Origin of the sequence: Trinickia symbiotica, from assembly GCF_002934455.1 — a bacterium.
Taxonomy (GTDB): domain Bacteria; phylum Pseudomonadota; class Gammaproteobacteria; order Burkholderiales; family Burkholderiaceae; genus Trinickia; species Trinickia symbiotica.
In genome coordinates this window covers 129,522-153,976 of the sequence record NZ_PTIR01000006.1, presented here as the reverse complement: position 1 = coordinate 153,976, position 24,455 = coordinate 129,522, and the positions used below count along the sequence as shown (strand labels likewise).

Annotated in this window: 22 protein-coding genes and 1 tRNA gene; 5 read left to right on the top strand and 18 right to left on the bottom strand. The window is 61.9% G+C overall.

Features of this window, described 5'->3' with window-relative positions; genetic code table 11:
• Positions 1-37: 37 nt before the first annotated feature.
• The 10 genes from B0G57_RS11325 to B0G57_RS11280 form a co-directional block, all read right to left on the bottom strand.
• Positions 38-1,615: a sugar ABC transporter ATP-binding protein gene (locus B0G57_RS11325; RefSeq protein WP_018443438.1), complete on the bottom strand. Its 1,578-nt coding sequence runs from the start codon at positions 1,613-1,615 to the stop codon at positions 38-40.
• Entirely contained in the window at positions 1,612-2,280 is a 669-nt protein-coding gene (locus tag B0G57_RS11320) for a DUF2291 family protein (protein WP_026230185.1), read from the bottom strand. The genes B0G57_RS11325 and B0G57_RS11320 overlap by 4 nt, the downstream gene beginning before the upstream one ends.
• Positions 2,281-2,352: 72 nt before the next feature.
• Positions 2,353-3,291, bottom strand: a complete 939-nt coding sequence (locus B0G57_RS11315) for a D-ribose ABC transporter substrate-binding protein (RefSeq protein ID WP_018443440.1) — start codon at positions 3,289-3,291, stop codon at positions 2,353-2,355.
• Between the two features lie 190 nt (positions 3,292-3,481).
• Positions 3,482-4,726 carry a ribulose-bisphosphate carboxylase large subunit family protein gene (locus B0G57_RS11310; protein WP_018443441.1) on the bottom strand — a complete coding sequence of 415 codons (1,245 nt, stop codon included), beginning with the start codon at positions 4,724-4,726 and terminating at the stop codon, positions 3,482-3,484.
• A 70-nt stretch (positions 4,727-4,796) separates the two neighbouring features.
• Positions 4,797-6,170 carry a 3-oxo-isoapionate kinase OiaK gene (gene oiaK / locus B0G57_RS11305; RefSeq protein WP_020566520.1) on the bottom strand — a complete coding sequence of 458 codons (1,374 nt, stop codon included), beginning with the start codon at positions 6,168-6,170 and terminating at the stop codon, positions 4,797-4,799.
• Between the two features lie 33 nt (positions 6,171-6,203).
• Positions 6,204-7,034, bottom strand: a complete 831-nt coding sequence (locus B0G57_RS11300; RefSeq protein WP_018443443.1) for a phosphogluconate dehydrogenase C-terminal domain-containing protein — start codon at positions 7,032-7,034, stop codon at positions 6,204-6,206.
• A 267-nt stretch (positions 7,035-7,301) separates the two neighbouring features.
• On the bottom strand, positions 7,302-7,898 hold the full coding sequence (locus tag B0G57_RS11295) for a malonic semialdehyde reductase (RefSeq protein ID WP_035469563.1): 597 nt from the start codon (positions 7,896-7,898) through the stop codon (positions 7,302-7,304).
• Positions 7,899-7,921: 23 nt separating this feature from the next.
• Positions 7,922-8,479, bottom strand: coding sequence for a cupin domain-containing protein (locus B0G57_RS11290; RefSeq protein WP_018443445.1), 558 nt, complete (start codon positions 8,477-8,479; stop codon positions 7,922-7,924).
• 82 nt (positions 8,480-8,561) lie between these two features.
• Positions 8,562-9,674, bottom strand: a complete 1,113-nt coding sequence (locus B0G57_RS11285; protein WP_018443446.1) for an alcohol dehydrogenase catalytic domain-containing protein — start codon at positions 9,672-9,674, stop codon at positions 8,562-8,564.
• A 76-nt stretch (positions 9,675-9,750) separates the two neighbouring features.
• A complete protein-coding gene (locus tag B0G57_RS11280) occupies positions 9,751-10,332 on the bottom strand; it encodes an amino acid synthesis family protein (RefSeq protein WP_018443447.1) in 582 nt (193 codons plus the stop codon).
• A 132-nt stretch (positions 10,333-10,464) separates the two neighbouring features.
• Here B0G57_RS11280 and B0G57_RS11275 point away from each other — a divergent pair, with 132 nt between their 5' ends.
• The 4 genes from B0G57_RS11275 (at position 10,465) to B0G57_RS11260 (ending at position 14,436) form a co-directional block, all read left to right on the top strand.
• Positions 10,465-11,316, top strand: a complete 852-nt coding sequence (locus tag B0G57_RS11275) for a fumarylacetoacetate hydrolase family protein (RefSeq protein ID WP_026230187.1) — start codon at positions 10,465-10,467, stop codon at positions 11,314-11,316.
• A 46-nt stretch (positions 11,317-11,362) separates the two neighbouring features.
• Complete coding sequence (locus B0G57_RS11270) at positions 11,363-11,926, top strand: VOC family protein (RefSeq protein WP_018443449.1); 564 nt, start codon at positions 11,363-11,365, stop codon at positions 11,924-11,926.
• A 52-nt stretch (positions 11,927-11,978) separates the two neighbouring features.
• Positions 11,979-13,601: a bifunctional 3-(3-hydroxy-phenyl)propionate/3-hydroxycinnamic acid hydroxylase gene (locus B0G57_RS11265; RefSeq protein ID WP_018443450.1), complete on the top strand. Its 1,623-nt coding sequence runs from the start codon at positions 11,979-11,981 to the stop codon at positions 13,599-13,601.
• A gap of 139 nt (positions 13,602-13,740) precedes the next feature.
• On the top strand, positions 13,741-14,436 hold the full coding sequence (locus tag B0G57_RS11260) for a GntR family transcriptional regulator (protein ID WP_018443451.1): 696 nt from the start codon (positions 13,741-13,743) through the stop codon (positions 14,434-14,436).
• Positions 14,437-14,529: 93 nt separating this feature from the next.
• Here the strand turns inward: B0G57_RS11260 and B0G57_RS11255 are convergent, their stop codons facing one another.
• The 4 genes from B0G57_RS11255 to B0G57_RS11240 form a co-directional block, all read right to left on the bottom strand.
• Positions 14,530-15,648: a porin gene (locus B0G57_RS11255; protein ID WP_399278110.1), complete on the bottom strand. Its 1,119-nt coding sequence runs from the start codon at positions 15,646-15,648 to the stop codon at positions 14,530-14,532.
• 222 nt (positions 15,649-15,870) lie between these two features.
• Positions 15,871-16,176, bottom strand: a complete 306-nt coding sequence (locus tag B0G57_RS31340; RefSeq protein ID WP_189595347.1) for a hypothetical protein — start codon at positions 16,174-16,176, stop codon at positions 15,871-15,873.
• Positions 16,177-16,252: 76 nt separating this feature from the next.
• A complete protein-coding gene (locus B0G57_RS11245; protein ID WP_018443454.1) occupies positions 16,253-17,491 on the bottom strand; it encodes a CaiB/BaiF CoA transferase family protein in 1,239 nt (412 codons plus the stop codon).
• 5 nt (positions 17,492-17,496) lie between these two features.
• The gene (locus B0G57_RS11240) at positions 17,497-18,684 is read right to left on the bottom strand and encodes an acyl-CoA dehydrogenase (protein ID WP_018443455.1); all 1,188 of its coding nucleotides are present in this window, start codon (positions 18,682-18,684) and stop codon (positions 17,497-17,499) included.
• A gap of 122 nt (positions 18,685-18,806) precedes the next feature.
• On the opposite strand from B0G57_RS11240, the gene B0G57_RS11235 reads away from it, so the two are divergent.
• Positions 18,807-19,718, top strand: a complete 912-nt coding sequence (locus B0G57_RS11235; RefSeq protein ID WP_018443456.1) for a LysR substrate-binding domain-containing protein — start codon at positions 18,807-18,809, stop codon at positions 19,716-19,718.
• Between the two features lie 103 nt (positions 19,719-19,821).
• On the opposite strand, the gene B0G57_RS11230 is transcribed toward B0G57_RS11235, so the two are convergent.
• From B0G57_RS11230 to clpX, 4 genes are all read right to left on the bottom strand, one after another.
• Positions 19,822-19,897 (bottom strand) — tRNA-Val (locus B0G57_RS11230).
• Between the two features lie 101 nt (positions 19,898-19,998).
• Entirely contained in the window at positions 19,999-20,271 is a 273-nt protein-coding gene (locus B0G57_RS11225; protein ID WP_018443457.1) for an HU family DNA-binding protein, read from the bottom strand.
• A gap of 287 nt (positions 20,272-20,558) precedes the next feature.
• A complete protein-coding gene (gene lon / locus B0G57_RS11220) occupies positions 20,559-22,976 on the bottom strand; it encodes an endopeptidase La (protein WP_026230188.1) in 2,418 nt (805 codons plus the stop codon).
• Between the two features lie 189 nt (positions 22,977-23,165).
• Positions 23,166-24,437, bottom strand: coding sequence for an ATP-dependent Clp protease ATP-binding subunit ClpX (gene clpX / locus B0G57_RS11215; protein WP_018443459.1), 1,272 nt, complete (start codon positions 24,435-24,437; stop codon positions 23,166-23,168).
• Positions 24,438-24,455: the final 18 nt, after the last annotated feature.

Below are 24,455 nucleotides of genomic sequence, written 5' to 3'. Positions count from 1 at the left end.
CTGCGTTCAGCGGTGTGCATGCCGTGCCTCGTCGAAATCATGCGCGAACGGCATCCGTTTCGTGCAAGCTCGCGGCCGCGCGCCGGCCAACTGCCGATGCGGCGACGATATCGTGCTGTGTGGCTTCGGCCGCCTCGAACTCGGCCGTCACGCGCCCGCTCGACATGACGAGAATGCGGTCCGACAGCGCCATCACTTCCTCGAGGTCCGAGGTGGCGAAGAGAATGCCGAGCCCCTTCACGGACAACTCGCGCATCACTTTGAAGATGTCGGCCTTCGCCCCGACGTCGATGCCGCGGCTCGGCTCGTCCATCAGCAGCACTTTCGGCGTCGTCATCAAGGCTCGCGCGATGACGACCTTCTGCTGATTGCCGCCGGAAAGCGAACTGACGGGCAGGCGCCAATCGGCGACCTTCATGGCGAGCTCGCCGATATACCGCGTGATCCGACTTTGCTCGTGTTTCGGGTCGATGTCGAAGCCCCGCGCCAACGTTCGCAGGCTCGACAACGTCATGTTGCTGCCTATCGAGAGGATCGGCAGCAGCGCATCCGCTTTGCGGTCTTCAGGAATCAGCGTGACGCCTTCGGCCACGCGCTCGGCGATCGCCCTGCCGCTCAACGGCTTGCCCGCCAGCACAACTTCGCCTTCCGCCTCGGCGTGGCAGCCGAGAATGCATTCGAAGAGCTCCGAGCGGCCCGCTCCCATCAAACCGTAGATGCCCACGATTTCGCCCGCGTGCAGCGTCAGCGATACGTGATCGACAAGATAGCCGCCGCCCTTCTTGGGCAGCGACAGCGCGCGCACGCCGAGCACTTCGGCGCCGCGCTCATGCCCGACGGGGCGCGCGAAATCGCGCGTTTCCCGCCCGACCATCTGCTGCACGATCCAGCGCACGTCGACCCGCGCCATGCGCTGATGGCCCGTGATACGCCCATCGCGCAGCACCGTGATGTAGTCGCCGATGCGAATCAGCTCCTCGAGTCTGTGCGAAATGTAGACGATCGCGACGCCATGTGATTTGAGGTCGGCAATGACACGAAAGAGCACCTCCACTTCTGCCGCGCTCAGTGCCGACGTCGGCTCGTCGAGGATCAGGATGCGCGCGTCCTGCGCAAGCGCTTTCGCGATCTCGATCAATTGCTGCTGACCGATCGGCAATTCCTCGACGAGCGTGTCGGGGCTCAAGTCCAACTCTAGCCGCTCGAGGAGCGCACGGACCTTCGTGCGCTGCGTGTTCGCGTCGATATGAATGCGGCCGCGCGTCATCTCGCGGCCCAGAAACACGTTCTCCGCGATCGACAGATTCGGAAAGAGGTTGAGCTCTTGATGGACGATCCCGATACCGTGCCTCAACGCTTGCGCGCTGTCGGCCAGCTCGATCGGCGCACCATCGAGCACGAGGCGGCCGGAAGTCGGTTGTTCGGCGCCGGCGATGATCCGCATCAGCGTCGATTTTCCGGCACCGTTCTCGCCGACGAGCACGTTGACAGCCGCCCGATGCACGACGAAGCTCACTTCCTTCAGTGCCGTCGTGCCCGGATAGACCTTAGTGACCGCCTCGACGGACAGGATCACGTCGTCGTGCGACACCACCGCATCGGCCCCGTCGCTCATTGCGCTTTCTCCAGTGCTATCGCAACGGGCACGACCTCGGGCTGATCGCTCGTGCCGTCGTACGAGAACGTGCCGGTCACCGTGATCGTCTTGCCTTTCAGGCCGTCGCGCGGCAGCGCCTTCATGACATGTTCGACCGCGTAGGCATTGAGCGCGGTACCAAAGCGCGCGTAGTCGATCTGATTCTTGAAGTCGGAAAACGAAACGAAATCGAGCGAATCGCGCAACGCCGTGCCGAGCACGGTGGGGCCGATATCGACGATGACGTCCGGCTTGCCGCTGCCGCTCGTATCGACGCCGATCGTCCCCTCGCTCGAAGAGGTGTCGACCGATACGATCGTGCCGCGCAGCTTCGTCGGGAAATTCCACGGCCCGCCGCTCGTCTTGTCGCGATAGCCGTACTTCTGGCCCGCCGCATCGGCATCGGCCGCAACGGCATCGCGCAGCAGCTTGAAGTCCGTCGCTCGCTTCGCGATATCGGGGACCACTTTTGCTTCCCAATCCTTCGCGACCGCGGCATTCGGATCGTACGCCGACGCGGCATAAGGATCGGCCGCCGCGCCGCTCGCGGCCCCAACGGCCGCCGTATCGTTCTTCACGAGCTTGCACGCCGGCAACACGCCGCACAGCGCGAGCAGTAGGCCCGCCCACACCAATCGTCTCATCGGTATCCTCGCCTCGACAACTCATCAGGCGGCGCCGCCGCGCCCCCCTCGGTTTCGCTCAACGCTCAACGTTCAACGCAGCGCGAACAGATCGAGCTTCTTCGCGTTGGCCTTCGTGATCAGCGAGCAATCGATCAGCTGCTTTTCCGGCTTACCCGTCGAGTGCGTCTTCAGATACTTGTCGGCCTGGTCCACGGCTTGGGTCGCCACGAGCGCGGCCGGCTGCAATACCGTTGCGCGGATCTCGCCGCGCTCGATTGCGTCGCGCACGTCGTTGCTGCCGTCGAACCCGACCACGATCACGTCGTTGCGCTTGGCCGCTTTGAGCGCGGCCGAGGCGCCCATCGCCATCGTGTCGTTGCCGGCGATCACACCCTTGATGTCCGGGTGGCTCTGCAGGATGGACTCCATCACGCGATAAGCCTCCGTCTGACTCCAATTGGCCGACTGGCGCGCCACCATCTTCATGTTCGTGAACTGGTCGATGACGTCGTGATAGCCCTTCGAGCGAATGCCGGCGTTGATATCCGCCTCGCGGCCGACGAGCTCGACGTAGTTGCCTTTTTCGCCCATCGCCTTGACGAATGCGCGCCCGCCGAGCTGTGCGCCCTGATAGTTGTTCGAGACGATTTGCGAAACGGCCACGCCCGTCTTGTTGATCTCACGATCGATAAGGAACGACGGAATACCGGCATCCTTCGCCTTCTGCACGGCGGAGATTGAGGCCTCGGAGCCCGCGTTATCGAGAATGATCGCTTTCGCACCGCGCGCGATCGCCGTATCGACGAGATTCATCTGTTTGTTGGCGTCGTCGTCGTGAGAGAGAACAATCGTGTCATAGCCGAGCGACTTCGCGCGCGCGTCGGCCGTGTCGGCTTCCACCTTGAAAAACGGGTTGTCGTGCGACGGCGTGATGATCGCGATCAAGCCGGCCGCGTGCACCGGACCGGTAGCGCCCAAAACGATGAGCGCGCACGCTCCGCCGGAAAGCCACTGCTTCAGACCTTTCATGTCTCGTCTCCTTGATGTGCGGCGAGCAGCATTGCCGATTGAACCGGCTCCCGCTGCCGCTGCCAGTGGTGCTTATCACTCTTGATGATGTCAACGTACCAACGCGGACGCGCTCAGGCTTCCTATCGCTTCATCATTTCGCCAATAGCCAAGGCGACTGAAGCGACTTGCGCGACCACCCCTTACAGCGTCACTTCCAGAAACCCAGCGCAGCTTGCAATGCTGGATGACGCATTGCATGTTGCTCGAGCGGCACCCCCTCGATCGCTGCAACCCATGCCTCGCGCAACGCGTCTACGCCGGCGGCCACCCCTCCCGGGTGACCGAAAATGCCGCCCCCCGCTGCATGAATGAGATCGGCGCAGCCGAGCGCCGCATAGGTAGGCGCCGCCTGCAGTCCGGTTTGCCCCGAGCTGAAGACGGGCATGGCCGGCATCGGCGCCTCGGGCATGACGGGCGAGAGGACGGCGCGCGCCGCCGCGATCACGCTCTCGTCCGATTCGCTGAACTTGTTGGCGAGCCCGTTCACGTGCAGGTGATCGGCGCCCGCGAGCCGCCAGATCTGCTGCCATGGTGCGTAATCCCAGCCGAGCTGCGGACTGCGCGACAGATAACCCCATCCGGCCCGATGCCCGTGTATCGGCAACTGTGAATGACGTCTGAGCTCATGCAGGCCGACGATCCCGACCGAGTTCAAGACCGCCATGACGCAGGTGCCGCCCTCGGCGAGCACAAGGTCATGGCGGCGGCGCATCTGATCGAGATCGCCCGTGAGGTTGAACGCCACCATCGCCTTCTTGCCGGTTCGATCCGCTTGCTCGTTGACGACGCGCATCACCGCGCGCACGCGCTCGTCGAACGGGCAATGCGGGCCGTCGGCTTGCAGCTCGTCATCCTTGATGAAGTCGATGCCGCCCATGACGAGCTCGCGCACTTGCCGCGCCGTTTCTTCCGGCGAGAGCCCCACGCTCGGCTTGATGATCGTGCCGATGACCGGGCCGTGGCTGACGCCCGTGAGCCGGCGCGTACCTTCGATCCCGAACGCGGGGCCCGGATAGGCCGCCGCGAACGAAGGCGGCAAACGCAAGCCCGTCAGCCGCAGGCCCGACACCTGACGCAGTTCGTACAGATTGCCCGCGATCGTCGAGACGAGATTCGGCAACGACGGTCCCATGTTTTCGATGGGCCACGAAAGCTCGAGCTCGCACTGCGTGTAGCGGTTCGAGCGCATGCCGCCGGGCAGGCTCGGTCCGTCGACTTCGCCTAGTATTCGGAGCCGCTCGACGCGCGCGCCCGAGCTTTCCTTCAGTTCCGGCGTTTCGTTCGGCAGCGCCACGAACGTACCGCTCGATTGCTCGCCCGCGATCACATCCGCTGCGACGCGCGGGTCCGCTCCGGTCTCGAGCCAGTAAGAGGCATGAATCCGTTCAGTCACGACAATGCTCCCTTCAATGGTGGGACGCTCATGCTTGCGCTTTGCGTTCGCCCGCGAACGCGGTGCCGTTTCATGGTGTCGGCATCGCGCCCTTCAGGCAGGCGCCAAAAAACGAAGCCTCGCCCATCTGGCCGCCCTTCAGTACGATCTCCAGCCCGTCGCGTCGCGGCGAATCTGACCAGACGCGGCACAGCGGCGCACCCGGCGCCATTGCGGCCAGCACGCTCAGCGCTGTGATGCCGAGCGAGCTCGCCACTTCGCCGGAACTGTCGCCGCCGGCCACGACCACGCGCCTGAGCGCAGTCTCGTCGAGCAGGCGTCGCATGATGTCCGCGAGCGTCGAGCCCACGCGGCGCGCCGCATCGTGGCGCGTCATGCCGGCCGCTCGCGCAATCGCATCGAAGCCGACCACATCGGGGTCGTCAGGGCCTTCGGCGCTGTGCACGACGACGCTTCGCCCTTGCGCAATGGCCTTGGCGGCCTGGCGAACATGGTGCTCGGCTTCTGCCCCTGCGCTCTCGCGATCGAGCGCGCGTCTCAGATCGAGTCGAGCCACATGGAATCCGTTTGCGCGGGCCCAACGAATCTGCTCGGCCGTCACGGGCGAGCAGCTGCCGCTCACGACAGCGATGGCATCGACCGCGTCCGCCGCCGGCAGAGACGGTGACGCGGGCAGCATGCCGCACTTGCGCCACCAGGCGGCGAGCGCGTACTGCAGGCCCGATGACGACGCGGTGAAGACACCGTCGCCGCGCCCTTCCCAAACCAACCTGCCCGCTTCGACGAGCGTTTCGTCATCGAGTACGTCGATCATCACGACAGGGACGTCGCTGCCGGCGATTCGATGCACGAACGGCAACGCGTCCGACGATCGCAGGCGCACCATGTCGACGAGCTCGATGCGTCTATCGGTCTGACGTCCGAGATGCACGGGCAGGTCGGCCTCGTTCATCGGCGTGACCGGATGCCGCGACATCGTCGGATGGCGATCGAGCCGATACCCTACGCCGCCGATCGCCGCGAACAGATGGCCGAACACTTGATAGCGCTTGAGCCGCGGGGCGCCGACAATCATCGGCGACCACTCGCCATTCATCGCCTTCACGCCGATATCGATGGCGCGACCGATCGAGCCGATTTCGGGTGACGAATCGAACGTCGAGCAAACCTTGTACTGCAGGATGGGCGCGCCCAGCTTCGCGAGACCGTAGAACGCATCGGGCAAGGTATCGCTCATCCATTGCGGCGTGCGCCCGCGCGAGGCGCCCGCGAGCCCCACGCAGCGAACGCCCGGAAACCGCGCGAGCAGCTCGCGCGACGGCGTATCGAGGCACAACAGCGTGGGCACGCCCGCCGCCGTCATCGCCTCCATCGCGTCAGTCGATCCCGTGAAGTCGTCGCCGTAGTAGGCAAGCAGCAAGCCGTCAGGCCAGGTCGTATGCATTTCGGTGCGCTCTTGCGGTGTCACTTTACGGCGTCACGTAATGCGCCGAATGCTCTCGGCGATTTCCTCGCGATCGAACACCTGCTTCCAGTCGTCGCGCATGAGCCGCGGCTTGCCGAACGTAATCGCCTTGTTGCAGGCATCCGAGAATGCGCCGGGAATCTCCTTGAAGATGACCGCCGCCAAAATGTTCATATGGCCGAGCAGAAAATCGCGTGCGGCTTGCGCGGGCACGCCGCGCTTGACGGTCTCGTCCATCGCTTCGCGCATCACGTCGAGCAGCGTCGCGCACACCGTTTCCGAAAGCCCGGGCTCGAGCAAGGCCATCTGGTCGACGCTCAGGCGATAGGAACGCAGGATCGGCGCGTAGATCGTTTTCGCCACCTGCTCGCCGAGATCGAAGGCCTCCTCGGGGCCCTGCATCAACGCGCTGGTGATCGATTGCTTGGCGTAGGCGCCGCCGAAGAAATCGCGTCGTGCCTTCGGATCGGCGTCGTCATTGAAGATCAGCGGATGACAGGGATGCGCGACGAAATAGACGAGGTCTTTCCGATCAGGCAGGTGGCCCGCGAAGGGGGCGGCCGCATCGAGCGTCATCACCATCGTGCCGGCCGGCAGCTTCGGTGCGATCTCATGGCTCAGCTTTCCGATCAACGTGTCGGGCACGGCCAGGATGACGACGTCGGCGCCATCCAGCGCTGCGTCAACACTGACGCATTCGACGCCGAGCTCGTCTTTTAGCCGCTTGCGTCCCCCCTCGCTGACCTCGACGTGCGCGACGCGATAGTCCGATCTCAGCAGGTTGTTCGTCAGGCGGTAGCCCATCTTGCCGCCCGCGCCGAATAACGCGATCTTCTCGTTCATTTAATTCTCCGATGGAGAGTAGGTTCGAACACCGATGCTGATTGGGTAGGCGCTTCAGCCGCGAGCCTGGCGGCCGATCGCTCGACCGACTGCTCCCCCTTCGTTGCGTGCATCCCGTCGTGCGGGTCGCCTAAGCGGCGACTGGTATAATGAGTACACCATCTTGGATGGCGAGCGGATACTAGGGGATTTACTGAGCCCTCAGTCGAAGCGGACAGGGGGACAGGCGGAAACGGGAAACGAGCGGCCGCGAACCGCTCGAATGAGCTAGATGATCACGCAGGCTTCGTCGAAATCGAAGCGAGGACTGCGCGGGAACAGCCCGGCCGGATCGCCATAGCCGAGGCAGCAGAGGAAGTTGACGCGCAACGAAGTGCCGGCGAAAAAAAGCGAATCGATGAGCCGCGCATCGAAGCCCGACAGCGGTCCGCAGTCGAGACCGAGCATGCGCGCAGCCAGAATGAAGTATCCGCCCTGCAGCGAACTGTTGCGCAAGCAGGTTTCTTCGGCGAGCGCAGGTCGATCGCGAAAGAGATCGCCAGCATTCGGACGGTGCGGAAACAGCTTGGGAAGTTGCTCGTAAAACGCGGTATCGTGGGCGATGATCGCGACGACAGGCGCCGTCCGGACTTTCTCGACGTTGCCCGGCGAGACAGCCGATAGTAGCTGCGCGCGCGTATCCGCCGAACGCACGAACGTCACTCGCATTGGCGAGCAATTCATGCTCGTCGGGCCCCACTTGGCCAATTCATATAACTCACGCAGCAGTTCGTCGGATACCGGGCGCGGGAGCCAGGCGTTCTGACTGCGGGCATGCGTCAACAATTGCTGTCGAATGGGGCTATCGAGGGGTTTCGTCGTCAACGCATGCTCCAGTTCCGCTCTGCTCACAGCGCTGCCCCGCTCTTCGCGCGACTGGCGCCGATCATGAAAAACGCGACGAGCGCGGGCACCTGACTCTTGTTGCGCCACGCGTGCCGCGTGCCCTGTTGCACGACGACATCCGTCGGGCGCAGCAAAGTCTCTTTTCCATCATCGACTTCCAGCCAAATTTCACCGGACAGGACGATCGCATAATCGACCGTATCGGTCGTATGCATGCCCGGGCAATCGGGCTCGAACGTGCTGGCGAGATCCGGCATGCGCGCAATGCATTCTTCACCCGCCGCAGCGGGATCGAAACCCGGTGCGGCCATCGTGCTGTCCGGCGGAAATGTGACGATCAGCAGACTCGTTCCGCCCGCCGGAGGCAGCAAGTTGGTCTGCCCTTCGGTAGGATCGCCACCGCTCGCAGGCAAAACCGGCGAACCGGGTGTCGTCCATACTTGAGCGAAGGCGTGCCCGGGAATCGATTGAAACGCGACGGTACGCGGCGTCGGACCGTCATAAAGCAAGACGGACCGGCCGCTGTCGTCATGACCGGTTACGACTCGTCTGATATGCATGAATATGCTCGACGAAGAAAGAAAAATAATCGATGCGCCTGGCGCGGCGGCTCATCGCGACGTCAGGCACCTACGTCCATGTTCAAGGGCAAATCACGTAGTTGCTGAAGCCGCCGTTGCGATTCTCGATACCACCGAGCGCAGTGTTGATGTCTTCGAGGTTGAAGACGCAATGTTCGAATACCGATAAATCGACGACGCCTGACTCCACCATATCGGCCATCTCCTGACCTTGACCCGCTGTGAACCAAGCGGAGCCGCTGAAGCGCTGATCGTTGTCCATCATATAGTGCAGGTTGATCGGGACTTCGCCCGCCACGGCGCCGATGTTGATCAGATGGCCGCCGCGCCGCAGTGTCTTCAGCGTTTCGCGCAGCGTCTCCTGCGGCGCGCCCGGTCCCAATGCATCGATGACTGCATCGATACCCGCACCCCGCGTCACACGCGCGGCCCATTCGCTGACCGAGCCATCATCCAACGACATGACTTCGATGCGCTCCGGCGCAATGGCTTTGACGCGCTGCAGGAGTTCGCGGTTACGTGCCGTGCCGAGTATCTTCTTCGCTCCCATCGCGAGCCCGAAGAGAGCCACGCCGATGCCGAGAGTCCCGCTGATGCCGCTCACGAGAATCGTGCTGCTGGGCCCGACTTCCGCCTTTTTCAGCGCCCGATAGGCCGTCCCCAAGTAGCCGAACCGCGCGGCAGTTTCGTGACTCAGGTTGTCGGGGATCTTCACGAGACTATATTGCGGAGCGGTCATGTATTCGCACAGCCCGCCGTACGGGTAGTCGTCGAATATCGCCTGCGAGCGTTCGCTGAATCCGAAATAGCCGTTGAATGTGTAGTAGGGACACGCGGTGGTATCACCGGAACGGCAAGCGCGACACCCTCCGCAATAGCGAGCGGGGTTCACATAGACGCGATCGCCTGGATTGAACGCGTGAACTTGACTTCCTACCTCCGCGACGACCCCGGTTGCATCGAGACCAAAAATGGCCGGCAGCTTCGGCAACGGAAGATGCGGGAACCACTTCTCCCAATTGCTCAACACGTTGCCGAGATTCGGCACAATCCCACATGCCTTCACCTGCACGAGCACGTCGGTCGGGCGCGGCGACGGCACGGGAATATCCTCCACCACCATCGGCTCGCCTACATGGTGCATGCGCGCCGCCCGCATCATCTTCGTCGTCATCGTTTGTCTCCTGTTTTATAGTTAAGTGCACAATATTGTTTTTTGTGCACAGAGCAAATGATCGTTTACCTGAACGCTATCGGAGGCCGTCCAGGCCCTTGACATCCGATGCCTGCAATCCACCCAGCCGCGCATGAACGCGCCCGCCCGTCGCCATGGCCAGCGCAAAGGCGATTTCGTTGCGACGCGGGCCGTCCCACACCGTGACCTCGCATGTGCCGTAATGGCTTCGCACATAGGAAGCCTGAATGTATCCGAGCGGAACCATCAGGCGCGTGCCGACTGCGCCGATCGTTTTGGCGGACGGCACGATCGCCTTCGGCCCGCCCAGTGTTTCCCTCATGGCCCATCCGCCCGCCTCGTGCCAAACGGCACCGTGCTCGAGTTCGCCGTCTTCACCGACGATCGCGCCCTTCCCATAGGCCTGAACTTTCGACGCGCCGCCCAACTGAGCGACGAGACGCGACGACAGCTCGGCCCCCAACTGGCGCAATTCGCTCATGAACGGCAATAGATCCGGCTCGTACCGCCCCGCGTAAGGATTGGCGACGATCGCCGTCGCCACGGCGACCACCAACGGCTCTCCCAGGCGGTCACCGCCTTCGTGCCAGACCTCTTCGACGTCCAGCTTGACCTTTCTTACATTCACTAGCGACATCCGCTGCTCCGAGGAAATAGTTCGCATCGACTTCCGACCGTGGTGCTGTATCGCACACCGGCGCTTGCATTATATCCATCGCGGTGTAATATGCACAAAAATATCTTTTATGCCCTAAAGGAGGCGAACGTAATGAAATTGGTCTCGTACCGAAATCAAGGCCGATCGGGGTTCGGCGCGGTCAAGGACGACGGCGTCGTCGATCTGACGAAGCGTCTGCCGGCCGTTGCTGATCTCGCCGCGCTCGTAGCGAACCCAGCCGATCTCGCGCAAGCGCGGCGGCTCGTCGATACAGCGTCGCCCGACTTTGCGCTCGCGGCGCTCGCGCTCGAACCGGTCATTCCCAACCCGAGCAAGATCATTTGCGTTGGCATCAACTATGTCGCGCATGCCGCGGAGGCCGGCCGCACCGTGGGCCAATACCCTGTCATCTTCCACCGCTTCGCGCAAACGCTGGTCGCGCACGGCGCTCCGATCATCCGTCCGCGCGTGTCGAACCAATTCGACTTCGAAGCGGAGCTGGCTGTGGTGATCGGCAAGGGCGGCTCGCATATCAAGCCGGAAGACGCCATGGATCACGTCGCCGGCTATACCTGTTTCAACGACGCGAGCGTGCGCGACTGGCAATTCCATACGCACCAGTACGGGATGGGCAAGAACTTCCGCGGCACGGGTTCGCTCGGTCCGTGGCTTGTCACCGCGGACGAAATCCGCGACTATCGCGAGCTCTCGATCCAAGGATCGCTCAACGGCGAATGTCTGCAGACGGGAAGGCTCTCCGAGCTCGCGTTCGACATTCCCGGATTAATCGCTTACGTATCGCAGGCACTCGACTGGCAACCCGGCGACATCCTGGCGACCGGCACCCCGAGCGGAATCGGCTTCAAACGTCAGCCGCCGATCTTCCTGAAGCCGGGCGATACGTTCGACGTCGTCATTCCGGGCGTCGGAACACTCTCGAACCCCGTCGCGGACGAAGCGTGAACGCGTGAACGTGAACCAGAAAGAAACGAGACATCTGGAGACAGGCATGGCGGCATTACCGAAAATTCAGTTCACGCATTGCGGGATCTTCTGCAGCGACCTCGAGAAGATGGTCGAGTACTACCGCAAGTTTCTTGGCTTCGTCGTCAGTGACAAAGGGGTTGCCTCGACCGGCCACCGCCTGTACTTCATGACGCAGGATCCCCAAATCCATCATCAGCTCGTGCTCTTTGACGGGAAGCCGACGGATCTGCCGTTCAATCCCGTCAATCAGCTCTCGCTGCTGCTCGAATCGCTCGCCGATCTGCAGTCTTACTACCGGCGCGCCGTGAGCGCCGGCGTTCAAGGGATCGAGCAAGTCGATCACGGCAACGCATGGTCGATCTATTTCAAGGACCCCGAGGGCAATCCGGTCGAGTTGTATGTCGACAGCCCGTTCTTTACGGCGCAACCTTGCCGCGAGCCGCTGAACCTCGATCTTTCGGCAGACGAAATCCTCGAACGAACGGAAGCCATGTGCCGCCGCCGCCCCGGCTTTTTGTCGCGCGAAGCCTGGATAGCCGAGATGCGCGCGCGCATTGCCGCCCAGCGCGTGGCGTTCGATGCGTAGGTGCGGCGCGTCTCGCGTGCGCTTGCGGAACAGTATTCGATAAGGAGGAGACGTGGACTTCGATTTGATCATCGTCGGGCTCGGTCCGGTGGGCGCGGTTGCCGCGAATCTGGCCGGCGAGGCCGGGTTGCGCACGCTCGTGCTCGAAAAGGCCCTGACGGTCTTCGACAAGCCGCGCGCAATGGGCTTCGATCAGGAAGTCATGCGCATCTTCGGCGACTTGGGGCTCGCCGATAAAATCGCCCCTTACGTGATGCCCTATCGACCGTCCGAATATTGGACAACGGATTCAAGCGTGATTCGGCGCATCGAGGCGGCAGAGCCACCGTTCCAATTGGGCTGGGCGCCCAACTACGTGTTCATGCAGCCGCAGATCGAAAGCACGCTGCGCGAGAATCTCGCCCGCTTCCCTTCGGTGACGGTCAAGCTCGGCGCGCACGTCGACGCCGTGACGTCTGGCGAAGATGGGGCATCGGTGACCGTCGCCGAGTCGCCGAGCGAGTCGAATGCACCGCGTACCTATCGATCGCGCTACGTGCTGGCCTGCGACGGCGGAACGAGTCCGATCCGAATGGCGCTTGGTCTCGAGATGGAAGACCTCGACTTCGACGAACCGTGGCTCGTCGTCGATGTTGTCCTCAAAAACGGGGGCGGCGCGAGCTTACCGAAGACGAATGTCCAGTATTGCGAAATCGAGCGCCCTTGCACGTTCGTGGTAGGTCCCGGCCAGGTTCGGCGCTGGGAATTCATGATCAATCCCGGGGAAACGCCGGCGCAGGTCATGGAACCTGCGTTCGTTCGCCGGCTCATTTCGCGCTGGCTCGACGAAAGCGAGTACGACATCTGGCGTGCTTCGTCCTACCGTTTCCACGCGCTCGTCCTACGCCAATGGCGCTCCGGCCGCGTATTCTTCCTCGGCGATGCCGCGCACATGACCCCACCGTTTCTGGCCCAGGGGATGTGCCAAGGGATTCGCGACGCGGCCAATCTGATTTGGAAGCTCGCGCTCGTGAACCGCGGCACCGCAGCCCCTCTTCTACTCGATACCTATCAGGCTGAGCGACTCCCGCATGTCAAGCAGACGACGCTTGTTACCAAATCGCTGGGCAAGCTTATCTGCGAGCGCGATCCGGCCGCCGCGCGCCAACGGGATGAACGCTTGCTCGAGGAAATGGCGGCGAATCCGTGCGGTACCGTGCGGCAATCGTTGATTCCCGGGCTCGCCGCAGGCTTCTTGTCCGCGTCGGCTTACGGGCCGTGCGGTCAACTGTTTCCGCAGCCGCTCGTCAAATTGCCGGACGGTCGTCAATGCCTGCTCGATCAAGCGACCGGCGCAACGTTTCGCCTCGTTGTCTCGAACGACGTCGATGCGGCCGTCATCGCGCGTATCGCAGAGGAATGCGATGCCGTGCGCGACATTCCGGTCGAACTGGTCGTGATCGGCACAGAGCCAGTTGGGACGAACGCACCGCCGCACACCTTCCAGGATTCGGACGGCATGCTCGTGGGTTGGATGCGACGGCACGCTTGCAGCGCGGTTATTGCTCGACCCGATCACTATGTGTATGGGGCTTGCCGCCAAGCCGAAGAGGCGTGCGCAATGATCCGCGAGCTCGCCGCGGCGCTCGGAGCGGGTAACCCACACGAGAATCCGGCTGCTGCCGCCTGCGCTTAATCCGCAATACAACCCGTGTGGCGCGAGGGATCGATGCCCCTCGCGCTTTCGCTCGGCCAATGAAAGACTCCTATTTGCATATCGCCAAATTTTGCGCATAAAATGACGTTATCCACTATTCCGTAGTCATCCCACACTCATGGACTCGACACCCGTCTCGAACGGTGCACCGCTGATTGATGTTGCCTTCGCCCGGATGAAGACGTCCATCATCCGCTGTGAGCTCGCCCCGGGCAGCCGGCTCAAGGTCGAAAGCCTTTCGAAGGCATATGGGCTCAGTAGCTCGCCGATTCGAGAAGCCTTGAACCGGCTTGCGCAAGACGGCATCGTCCAGGCGACGGAAAATCGCGGCTTTTGGGTTGCCCCCATCAGCCTCGACGACTTCAAAGACATCACGCGGATGCGCGTGCTGCTCGAACATGAAGCGCTCAGCGATTCCATCGAGTACGGCGGCGAAGAATGGGAAGTGGCCGTGCTGACGGCATTTCATCGATTGAGCCTCGCCGAGAAGCGTCTCGGGTCGGGCCCTGTCGCGCTCGACGACGACTGGTCGGAACGCCACCGCGCCTATCACATGGCGCTGCTTTCGGCGACACCGAGCGCCCTACTCTCGAATATGATCGCCTCGCTCTTCGATCGCGCAGAACGTTATCGCCGCTATTCCGCGCTGCACCGGACGGAGGAGCGTCACAAGAACAGCGAGCACGAAGCACTCATGAAGGCCGCGATCGACCGGGACAAGGAAAAGGCCTCGCGGCTCTTGCGCAAGCATATCGAAGGCACGCTGGCACGCGTCGCCGCAGCGCTCGAACGGCAATTGGCCACGGTGCAGTAAGCAAGCGCCACGCTGATTCGAGACCGCGCGGCATTCCATTGCCGCAATGTCGACGAGGCAGTGCAGTGCATTGCCTCGCCGATAGACGTTTCATCAAAACACCGTCTGCATACCGATCCGGCCGACGAACTGCGAGCGACTGCTCGAAGGGCCGAACGTCCCGTTGATGACCGCATTAGCGCCCGCGTTGGTCAGCTGATAGGCGCCTTGCGCGTAGACCGCGGTGCGCTTTGACAGGAAGTACTTGGCCACCGCGCCGAACTGATGCGCATGATTGTGATCGACGCCTGCGTTGCCCCACATGTAGGTATAGGCAAAGCTCGTCGAGAATGCGGGCGTGAAGCTGTAAAGCGCCCCGGCTTCCGCGGCGTTGACAGCCGCACCGTTGTGCGAATTGCGCGTATTCGTGAAGAGTGCCGTCAACAGCAGCGTGTCCCCCTTGTATTTCGCGCCCAAACCGAAGTTGCGGATGCTGTCGCCGAGCAGCGCGGCATAGCGTACGTCCGTATAAGCCGCGCCGAAGGCGAATGGCCCGGCCGCATAGCTCGCACCGACACTGTCCGCGCTGTTTTGGCGAAAGTTTCCCGCCGTGCCGCCAAAGGCATACATGCCGCCGAACCGCAAGCCACCGAAGAGCGGGCTCGTATATTTGACCGCGTTGTTCAATGGCGTGTCGCCGTTCATGCGATCGAAGTCGAACGCTTCGTCGGGCGGTGAGTCCGGAATGCCCAGCTTGGCAAAGGGACCGTCGCGAAACTGATAGAAGCCCCCGCCATACATTGCGATGTCCGCGCCGACGTCGCGAAAGAGCGTCTCGACCATGAAGTCGTACTGCCGCCCCAACGTGAGCTTCCCGTACTGATCGTTATCGAGCCCAACCCAGGCGTTGCGAGCGAAAAGCCCCGTTCCCGTTCCGCTTCCGTTCGTCGCCTGTGCGACGAGATTGCCCTGCAACGTGAATTGCGTCACCAACTCGAAGACCGCGTGCGTGCCGTTACCGAGATCTTCGCTGCCCTTGAAACCCACGAGATTCGGCAGCGCGATGCCGTCGTCGAGCCTCCACGTCGAATGCGCGCCGATATTACTGACGTAAGACACACCCGCATCGAGCAAGCCCCACAGCGTCACACTGCTCTGAGCGTGCGCACTTGGCACGATGCCGGCGCACGTGCCCGCTGCGATTGTCGCCGCAGCCATGATCCGCTTCTTCACTATTGTCTCCTCCGAGGTCGACCGTATGAACGTATATGCATATACAACTCAGGTACACGTAACAACGTGTTTTGTGCATATTCTATAAAAACGTCAGCAGCGGTCAATGCCCTCGGGGGCAAATCGTGGTCAGTGTTTACGTGTGTTTACGGCGCGCTCGTCAACGGCGCCTGGAAAGCGGCGAATGTTCGCTGGAAAACAAGGTGAAACGATGCGTGCAGGCTAATGGGGGAAGGTGTCGTGCCCGACCTTGCGTCGGTTTTCGGGTGACGTCGAACGCCGCCGTCGATCCGCCCATTCGTCGAACTGCCCCACTCCGCGCTGCCCGGCTTCGTCCTTCGCCGTGCGAATTGCGTCATAGAAGGTCAGTTCGGAAGCGACCTGCGCCCGATCGACAGTCACGACCCACCTGCCGAACGCAAAGCGCCAGCGAATGCGTCGCTCTTCGAGCAGTGCCGAAAACCAGCGCCACGTCGACGCATCTTCGGCATTGGCTGCTGCGGCGGCATCCCGCCGAGCTTGCTGCATGTTGTTCATATCGCAGGGACGTGCGCGATCCCACGCCGCATTGGCCCCGCGCCGCCAATGCGCATCGCGCGCCTATTCATATCGCGCGCTTCGCATGCAAAGCATCGATTTCCGCGGCGGTTGCGCCAAGCCAATCCGACAATACTTCGCTGGTATGCTCGCCGAGCGTCGGCGGTGCGTGCCGATACTGCACGGGCGACTCCGAGAGGCGAATCGGGTTCGCCACGAGCGGCACCTGCTTCGCCAATGGGTGAGGCATCTCGATGCGCATTCCGCGCGCCTGCACGTGAGGATCGGAGAACACTTTATCTAGCGTATTGATCGGGCCGCAGGGCACGCCGGCCCCTTCCATCGCGGCAACCCACTCGTCGGTCGTACGGCGCACAGTGATAGCGTGAATCAGCGCAATGAGCTCGCTCCTGTACTTCACGCGCTGGGGATTGGTGGCAAAGCGCTCGTCACCGGACCATTCCGGCTTCCCCAGCGTCTTGCACAAGCTCGCGAACTGACTGTCGTTGCCGACTGCCACGATCATGTAGCCGTCGGCCGTCGGAAACTCCTGGTACGGGACGATGTTCGGGTGTGCATTACCCATGCGCCGTGGCGCGACACCGCTCACCAAGTAGTTGGCCGCTTGATTCGCAAGACACGCGATCTGCACATCGAGCAACGCAAGATCGATATGCTGCCCTTCGCCGGACTGCTCCCGGCGCTTCAATGCGGCCAGTACCGCGACCGTGGCGTACAGTCCAGTCATGATGTCCGTCAACGCGACGCCGACCTTGAGCGGGCCCGCGCCCTCCATGCCGTCGGGACGGCCGGTGAGGCTCATCAAACCGCCCATGCCCTGGATCAGGAAGTCGTAGCCGGCGCGCGACGAGTAAGGCCCCGTCTGCCCAAATCCGGTAATCGAGCAATAGACGAGTCGTGGATTGATTGCTTTGAGGCTGGTGTAGTCGAGCCCGTATTGCGAGAGGCCGCCCAGCTTGAAGTTCTCGAGCAAGACATCCGCCTTGCTCGCCAGTTGCCGCACGAGACTTTGGCCTTCCGGGCTGGCCAGGTCGATCGTCGCCGATCGCTTGTTGCGGTTGGCGCTCAGGTAGTAGGCCGATTCCCCGGTCGATTGTCCCTCGGGATCATTCAACCACGGCGGTCCCCACGCACGCGTATCGTCGCCCGCGCCCGGACGCTCCACCTTGACGACATCGGCGCCCAGGTCGGCAAGCAACTGACCGGCCCACGGGCCCGCGAGCACGCGCGAAAGATCGAGGACGCGTACGCCGGCGAGCGCCCCCGGTTGCAGGGTTTCGTTCATTGCAGTTAGAAAGCGGCGATGCCGGTCATGGCGCGCCCGAGAATCAGCGCGTGAATGTCGTGCGTCCCTTCATAGGTATTGACGACTTCGAGATTCACGAGATGGCGAGCGACGCCGAACTCGTCGCTGATGCCGTTTCCGCCGAGCATGTCGCGCGCCATGCGGGCGATGTCGAGCGCCTTGCCGCACGAATTGCGCTTCATGATGGATGTGATCTCGACTGAGGCCGTCCCTTCGTCCTTCATGCGGCCGAGCCGCAAGCAGCCCTGCAAGCCGAGCGCAATCTCCGTTTGCATATCCGCGAGCTTCTTCTGGATCAACTGGTTTGCGGCGAGGGGCTTGCCGAACTGCTTGCGATCAAGCACGTATTGACGCGCGCGGTGCCAGCAATCTTCCGCCGCTCCGAGCGCGCCCCACGCGATACCGTAACGCGCGCTGTTCAGACACGTGAAGGGGCCTTTCAAGCCGCGCACATCGGCGAACGCGTTCTCTTCCGGGCAGAACACCTCGTCCATGACGATCTCACCCGTAATCGATGCCCTCAATCCAACCTTCCCATGAATCGCGGGCGCGGACAGTCCCTTCCAGCCCTTTTCGAGCACGAAGCCGCGAATCGCACCTTCGTCGTCCTTCGCCCAAACGACGAACACATCGGCGATCGGGCTGTTCGTGATCCACATCTTGTTGCCCGTCAGTTGGTAACCGCCTGCTACCCTTCGTGCTCGCGTCACCATGCTTCCGGGATCCGAGCCATGATTGGGCTCCGTCAAACCGAAGCAGCCGATCCATTCTCCCGTGGCGAGCTTCGGCAGATATTTCTGTTTGACGACTTCGCTGCCGAATGCATTGATGGGCACCATGACGAGCGAAGACTGGACGCTCATCATCGAGCGGTAGCCCGAATCGACGCGCTCCACTTCGCGCGCCACGAGACCGTAGCTGACATAGTTCAGACCGGCGCCACCGTACGCTTCCGGGATCGTCACGCCGAGCAGCCCGAGTTCGCCCATCTCTCGAAAAATGGCCGGGTCTGTTCGCTCATTGCGAAACGCTTCGAGCACGCGCGGCGCGAGACGCTCCTGGCAATAGGATCGCGCCGACTCCGCGACCATCCGCTCTTCTTCGCTCAACTGCTGCGCCAGCAGTAAAGGGTCATCCCATTGAAACGACGAAGACTTGTGCTGTTGACTCATTTCTGGCTCGGAAGTGTTGATCGTTCCATCAATCTAGCGGCAGCATTCCGCTCGAGCAAACGATTTGTTGTCAGCGACCTGTGCGAAAATTGCACAGGTTATCCGACAAGGGTTCCAGCACCATGCGTAGAAAGATTCCGTCCACCCTCGCACTGTCCGCGTTCGAAGCGGCGGCACGCCACCAGAGCTTCACGAAAGCTGCGGATGAGCTGGCGGTGACGCAAAGCGCTGTCTGCAGGCAGATTGCTTCCTTGGAGGATTTCCTCGGCCTCAAGCTGTTTCGCCGGGATCGCCGCGGCGTGGCCCTGACTGAAGCCGGTGTTGCCTACAGTCGAAAGGTGGCCTCCCGCCTCGACGATGTCGAACGCGATACGGTGGAATTGATGGGTAAAGGCGGCAAAGGAGGCACGCTCGAAGTCGCGGTCGTACCTACGTTTGCGACGAAATGGCTGCTCCCGCGCATGTCGATGTTCATGGCGGCTCATCCGGACATCACGGTCAATCTCAGCACACGCACGCGCCCGTTCCTGTTCGGCGACACCGATTTCGACGCCGCGCTTTACGCCGGCCCCGCGACGTGGCCCGGCACGGCAAGCTGCTTTCTGATGCGCGAGAGCTTGATCGCCGTCTGTAGTCCTGACCTCATCGCACCGCGGCAAAGACTCAAGGCTTCCGACTGGTCCCGCTATCGCCTGCTGCAGCAGAGCACGCGGCCGTATGCGTGGCGCGACTGGTTCGCGTCACGCGGCATGCGAGTGGAAGGCGATATGTCGGGGCCGAGATTCGAGCTCTTTTCGATGCAGACGGAAGCGGCCATTCAGGGCATCGGGATTGCCCTCATCCCACGTCTTTTGATCGAGGACGAGTTGAGGCGCGGCATTTTGATTTCTGTTGCGCAGCATGACTATTTGAGCGACCGGTCGTACTACCTGATCTATCCGGAGCAGAAATCGGATAGCGCGCCGCTCGTCGCGTTTCGTGAGTGGATCGAGGAACAGGCGCGCAGCTACCGGGAGCCGTTGGGATTGGGGTGAGATCGCGGCGCGGACAAAAAACCCGCAGAGCCAATAGCAGTGCGGGTTTCGGGGTACTGCAACAGAACACGATGGAACTGGCTGACGCAAATCGCGAACGGAATGGTGGGTGCTGAGAGGCTCGAACTCCCGACCTACGCCTTGTAAGGGCGCCGCTCTACCAACTGAGCTAAGCACCCGTTCGCGCTGCGTGACACATTGCTCGCTGCTTCGAGCTAGCTCGATGCCACAACTTGCGGATTTCTCGCTTAACGGCTTATCTACTCAATCAGCGAGCCCGCTAGTTTAGCGCATCTTTCAGCGCTTTGCCAGGCCTGAACTTCGGAACTTTCGCCGCACCGATCTTGATCGCAGCGCCCGTGCGCGGATTGCGCCCGGTGCGGGCCGTCCGCTTACCCACCGCAAACGTGCCGAACCCGACGAGCGTGACCGAATCGCCCTTTTTCAACGTGTTCTTGACCCCTGCGATCAACGCATCGAGCGCACGCCCTGCCGCTGCCTTCGATAAATCCGCCTGCTCCGCGATGTGATCGATCAGTTCCGACTTGTTCATCCAAACCCCCGAGCGTGAATGTTGGCAATCGTGGTGAATGCCCTCGCGATGCGCGCAGCGTTCGGCACGCAAAGCTGAGCTTGCTCATTAGATGCAGACGAAACCCGCATGTCAACCGGGGTTGCACCGGGATGACCCCAACAGGGGTATCCCTGGCGAGATGACTGGATCCGCACGCAAAAAAGCCCACAGGGCAAAGACCCTATGGGCTCTTGGGCACGCCGCGCCAATGCGGCGCGGCTTGCCAGCGGATCGGGACCGCCGAAGCGATCCCTTCCGATCCATCGTCAGTGCTTCACGAACTCGGTAGCCGTCTCCTTGGTCGCATCGGCGACGGGCGCGGCCGGCTTCGGCTCCTCCTCGGGGAGTGCCTCGGGCACGCGCTCGAGTGCGAGCTCGAGCACCCTGTCGATCCAACGCACCGGCACGATCTCGATCGAGTTCTTGACGTTGTCAGGGATCTCGGTCAAGTCCTTGACGTTCTCTTCCGGGATCAGCACGAGCTTGATACCGCCACGGTGCGCCGCCAGCAGCTTCTCCTTGAGGCCGCCGATCGGCAGGACTTCGCCACGCAGCGTGATCTCGCCCGTCATCGCCACGTCCGCGCGCACGGGAATGCCCGTGAGGACCGACACGAGCGCCGTCGTCATCGCGATACCCGCGGAAGGACCGTCCTTCGGCGTCGCGCCCTCTGGCACGTGGATGTGGATGTCCTGCTTGTCGAACGCCTCATCCTTGATGCCGAGTCGCCGCGAACGCGAGCGCACCACGGACCGCGCCGCCTCGACCGACTCCTTCATCACGTCGCCGAGCGAACCCGTGCGAATGACGTTGCCCTTGCCCGGCATCACGGCCGCCTCGATCGTCAGCAGATCGCCGCCGACTTCCGTCCACGCCAGACCCGTGACCTGTCCGATCTGGTTCTGCTTGGCTGCGAGACCGAAGTCGTACTTGCGCACGCCAAGGAACGTGTCGAGGTTCTCGCCATCGACCTTGACCGCGCCTTCCGCCTTCTTCAGCAGCAGCATCTTCACGACCTTGCGGCAGATCTTCGATACTTCGCGCTCGAGCGAACGCACGCCGGCTTCGCGCGTGTAGTAGCGAATGATGTCGCGAATCGCCTGCTCGCTGACCTCGATTTCGCCGTCCTTGAGGCCGTTGTTGCGCTTTTGCTTGGGCAGCAAGTAGCGCTGCGCGATGCTGACCTTCTCGTCCTCGGTGTAGCCCGAGAGGCGAATCACTTCCATCCGGTCGAGCAGCGGAGGCGGAATGTTCAGCGAGTTCGACGTCGCGACGAACATCACGTCCGAGAGATCGAAATCCACTTCGACGTAGTGATCGGCGAACGTATGGTTCTGCTCGGGGTCGAGCACTTCGAGCAACGCCGACGACGGATCGCCGCGGAAATCCATGCCCATCTTGTCGACTTCGTCGAGCAGGAAAAGCGGATTGCGCACGCCGACTTTCGTGAGGCTCTGCAGAATCTTGCCCGGCATCGAACCGATGTAGGTCCGGCGGTGACCGCGGATCTCGGCTTCGTCGCGCACGCCGCCGAGCGCCATGCGCACGAACTTGCGGTTCGTCGCACGAGCGATCGACTGACCGAGCGAAGTCTTACCGACTCCAGGAGGCCCGACGAGACAGAGAATCGGCGCCTTGACCTTGTCGACGCGTTGTTGCACCGCAAGATACTCGAGGATCCGTTCCTTGACCTTTTCGAGACCGAAATGATCCTCGTCGAGCACACGCTCGGCGTTCGAGAGGTCGTTGTTGACCTTGCTCTTCTTGCGCCACGGCAAGCCGATCAGCGTGTCGATGTAGTTGCGCACGACCGTTGCTTCGGCCGACATCGGCGACATCAGCTTGAGCTTCTTCAACTCGGCGTCGGCCTTCTTCTTGGCCTCCTTCGGCATGCGCGCCGCTTCGATCCGCTTTTCGAGCTCCTCGAGGTCCGCGCCTTCCTCGCCCTCGCCGAGCTCCTTCTGAATCGCCTTGACCTGTTCGTTCAGGTAGTACTCGCGCTGGCTCTTCTCCATTTGCCGCTTCACGCGACCACGGATACGCTTTTCGACCTGCAGAATGTCGATTTCCGCCTCGAGTTGCGCGAGCAGATGCTCGAGCCGCTCGATGACAGGGAACATCTCGAGGATGTGCTGTTTCTGGTCGAGCTTGAGCGGCAGGTGCGCGGCGATCGTGTCGGCCAGGCGACCGGCTTCGTCAATGCCCGCCAGCGACGTGAGGATTTCAGGCGGAATCTTCTTGTTGAGCTTCACGTACTGATCGAACTGCGAAACGATCGCGCGACGCAGCGCCTCGGTTTCGGCGCTATCGGCATGATCGGGCTCGAGCGGCATGACTTCGCACGAAAACTGCGTTTCCTGCTCTTCGATCGTCAACGTCTTGGCACGCTGCAGCCCTTCGACGAGCACTTTCACGGTGCCGTCGGGCAACTTCAGCATTTGCAGGATGTTCGCGATACATCCCACTTCATACATGTCCTTTTCGGTCGGCTCGTCTTTCGCCGCGGTCTTTTGCGCGACAAGCATGATGTGCTTGCCGCCCTCCATCGCCACCTCGAGCGCCTTGATGGATTTCGGCCGCCCCACGAACAGCGGGATGACCATGTGCGGGAACACGACCACATCCCGCAACGGCAGCAGTGGGAGCGTGGTGCGCTCGGAAGGAAGGAGCTGGGTTCCTGACATTTTCATTTCCCCAAGAATGGTTTCGTAACGTTCAGTAGTTGAGGCCCGCTATACAGAATGCAAGCCTTCGCGTGTGGGAAAAAGTTCAGTGCACGTGTCGCGGTAGTCAGCATCACCCACAAGATAAACGAAAAAAGCCGTTCACGTCGGCCATGAACGGCTTCTCCAAAAGCCTTCTCGGCTGCTCGATCAATTCGAACCCGCCACTTTCGGCGCTTCTTCATAGATCAGCAACGGTTTGCCGTCGCCATCGATGACGTTGTCGTCGATAATCACTTTGCTGACCCCTTTCATGGCCGGCAATTCATACATCACGTCGAGCAGCGCCTGTTCCAAAATCGAGCGAAGGCCGCGCGCGCCCGTTTTGCGCCGGATGGCCTTGCGCGCCACGGCCTGCAGCGCCGCGGGCCGGATTTCAAGCTCGACGCGCTCCATCGCGAACAGCTTATGGTACTGCTTGACGAGGGCGTTCTTCGGCTCGACGAGAATCTTCATGAGCGCCGCTTCGTCGAGCTTGCCGAGCGTCGCCACGACGGGCAGACGGCCGATCAGTTCGGGAATCAGCCCGAATTTGATCAAGTCCTCGGGTTCGACCTCGCGCAGCACCTCGCCCGCGTCGCGCTCCTGTTTGCTCTTGACCGTCGCGCCGAAACCGATCCCTGTTTTTTCGGTCCGGTCCGTGATCACCTTTTCGAGGCCGTCGAACGCGCCGCCGCAGACGAACAGAATGTTCGTCGTGTCTACCTGGATGAAGTCCTGGTTCGGATGTTTGCGGCCACCCTGCGGCGGCACCGACGCCATCGTGCCCTCGACGAGCTTCAGCAACGCCTGCTGCACGCCTTCGCCGGAAACGTCACGTGTGATCGACGGGTTATCCGATTTACGGCTGATCTTGTCGATTTCGTCGATGTAAACGATGCCGCGCTGGGCCTTCTCGACTTCGTAGTTGCAATTCTGCAGCAGCTTCTGAATGATGTTCTCGACGTCTTCGCCAACGTAACCGGCTTCGGTCAGCGTCGTTGCGTCCGCGATCACGAACGGCACGTTCAGCAGCCGCGCGAGCGTCTGCGCGAGCAATGTCTTGCCCGAACCGGTCGGTCCGATTAGCAAAATATTGCTTTTCGACAGCTCGATGTCGTCCTTTTTGTCAAGGTGCTTGAGCCGCTTGTAGTGGTTGTAAACCGCCACGGCGAGAATCTTCTTCGCTCGCTCCTGGCCGATCACATATTGATCGAGAATCTCACGAATTTCCTGCGGGCTCGGCAAGTCGGACTTCGACAAGCCAGCGTCCGTGCCTGCTCCCGCGGCTTCGTCGCGAATGATCTCGTTGCACAGGTCGATGCACTCATCGCAGATGAACACCGACGGGCCGGCAATCAGTTTCTTCACCTCATGCTGGCTTTTACCGCAAAACGAGCAATACAACAGCTTTTCGCTGTTCGAACCCTTCTTGTCCGCCATGGATATACGAGCCTCCGG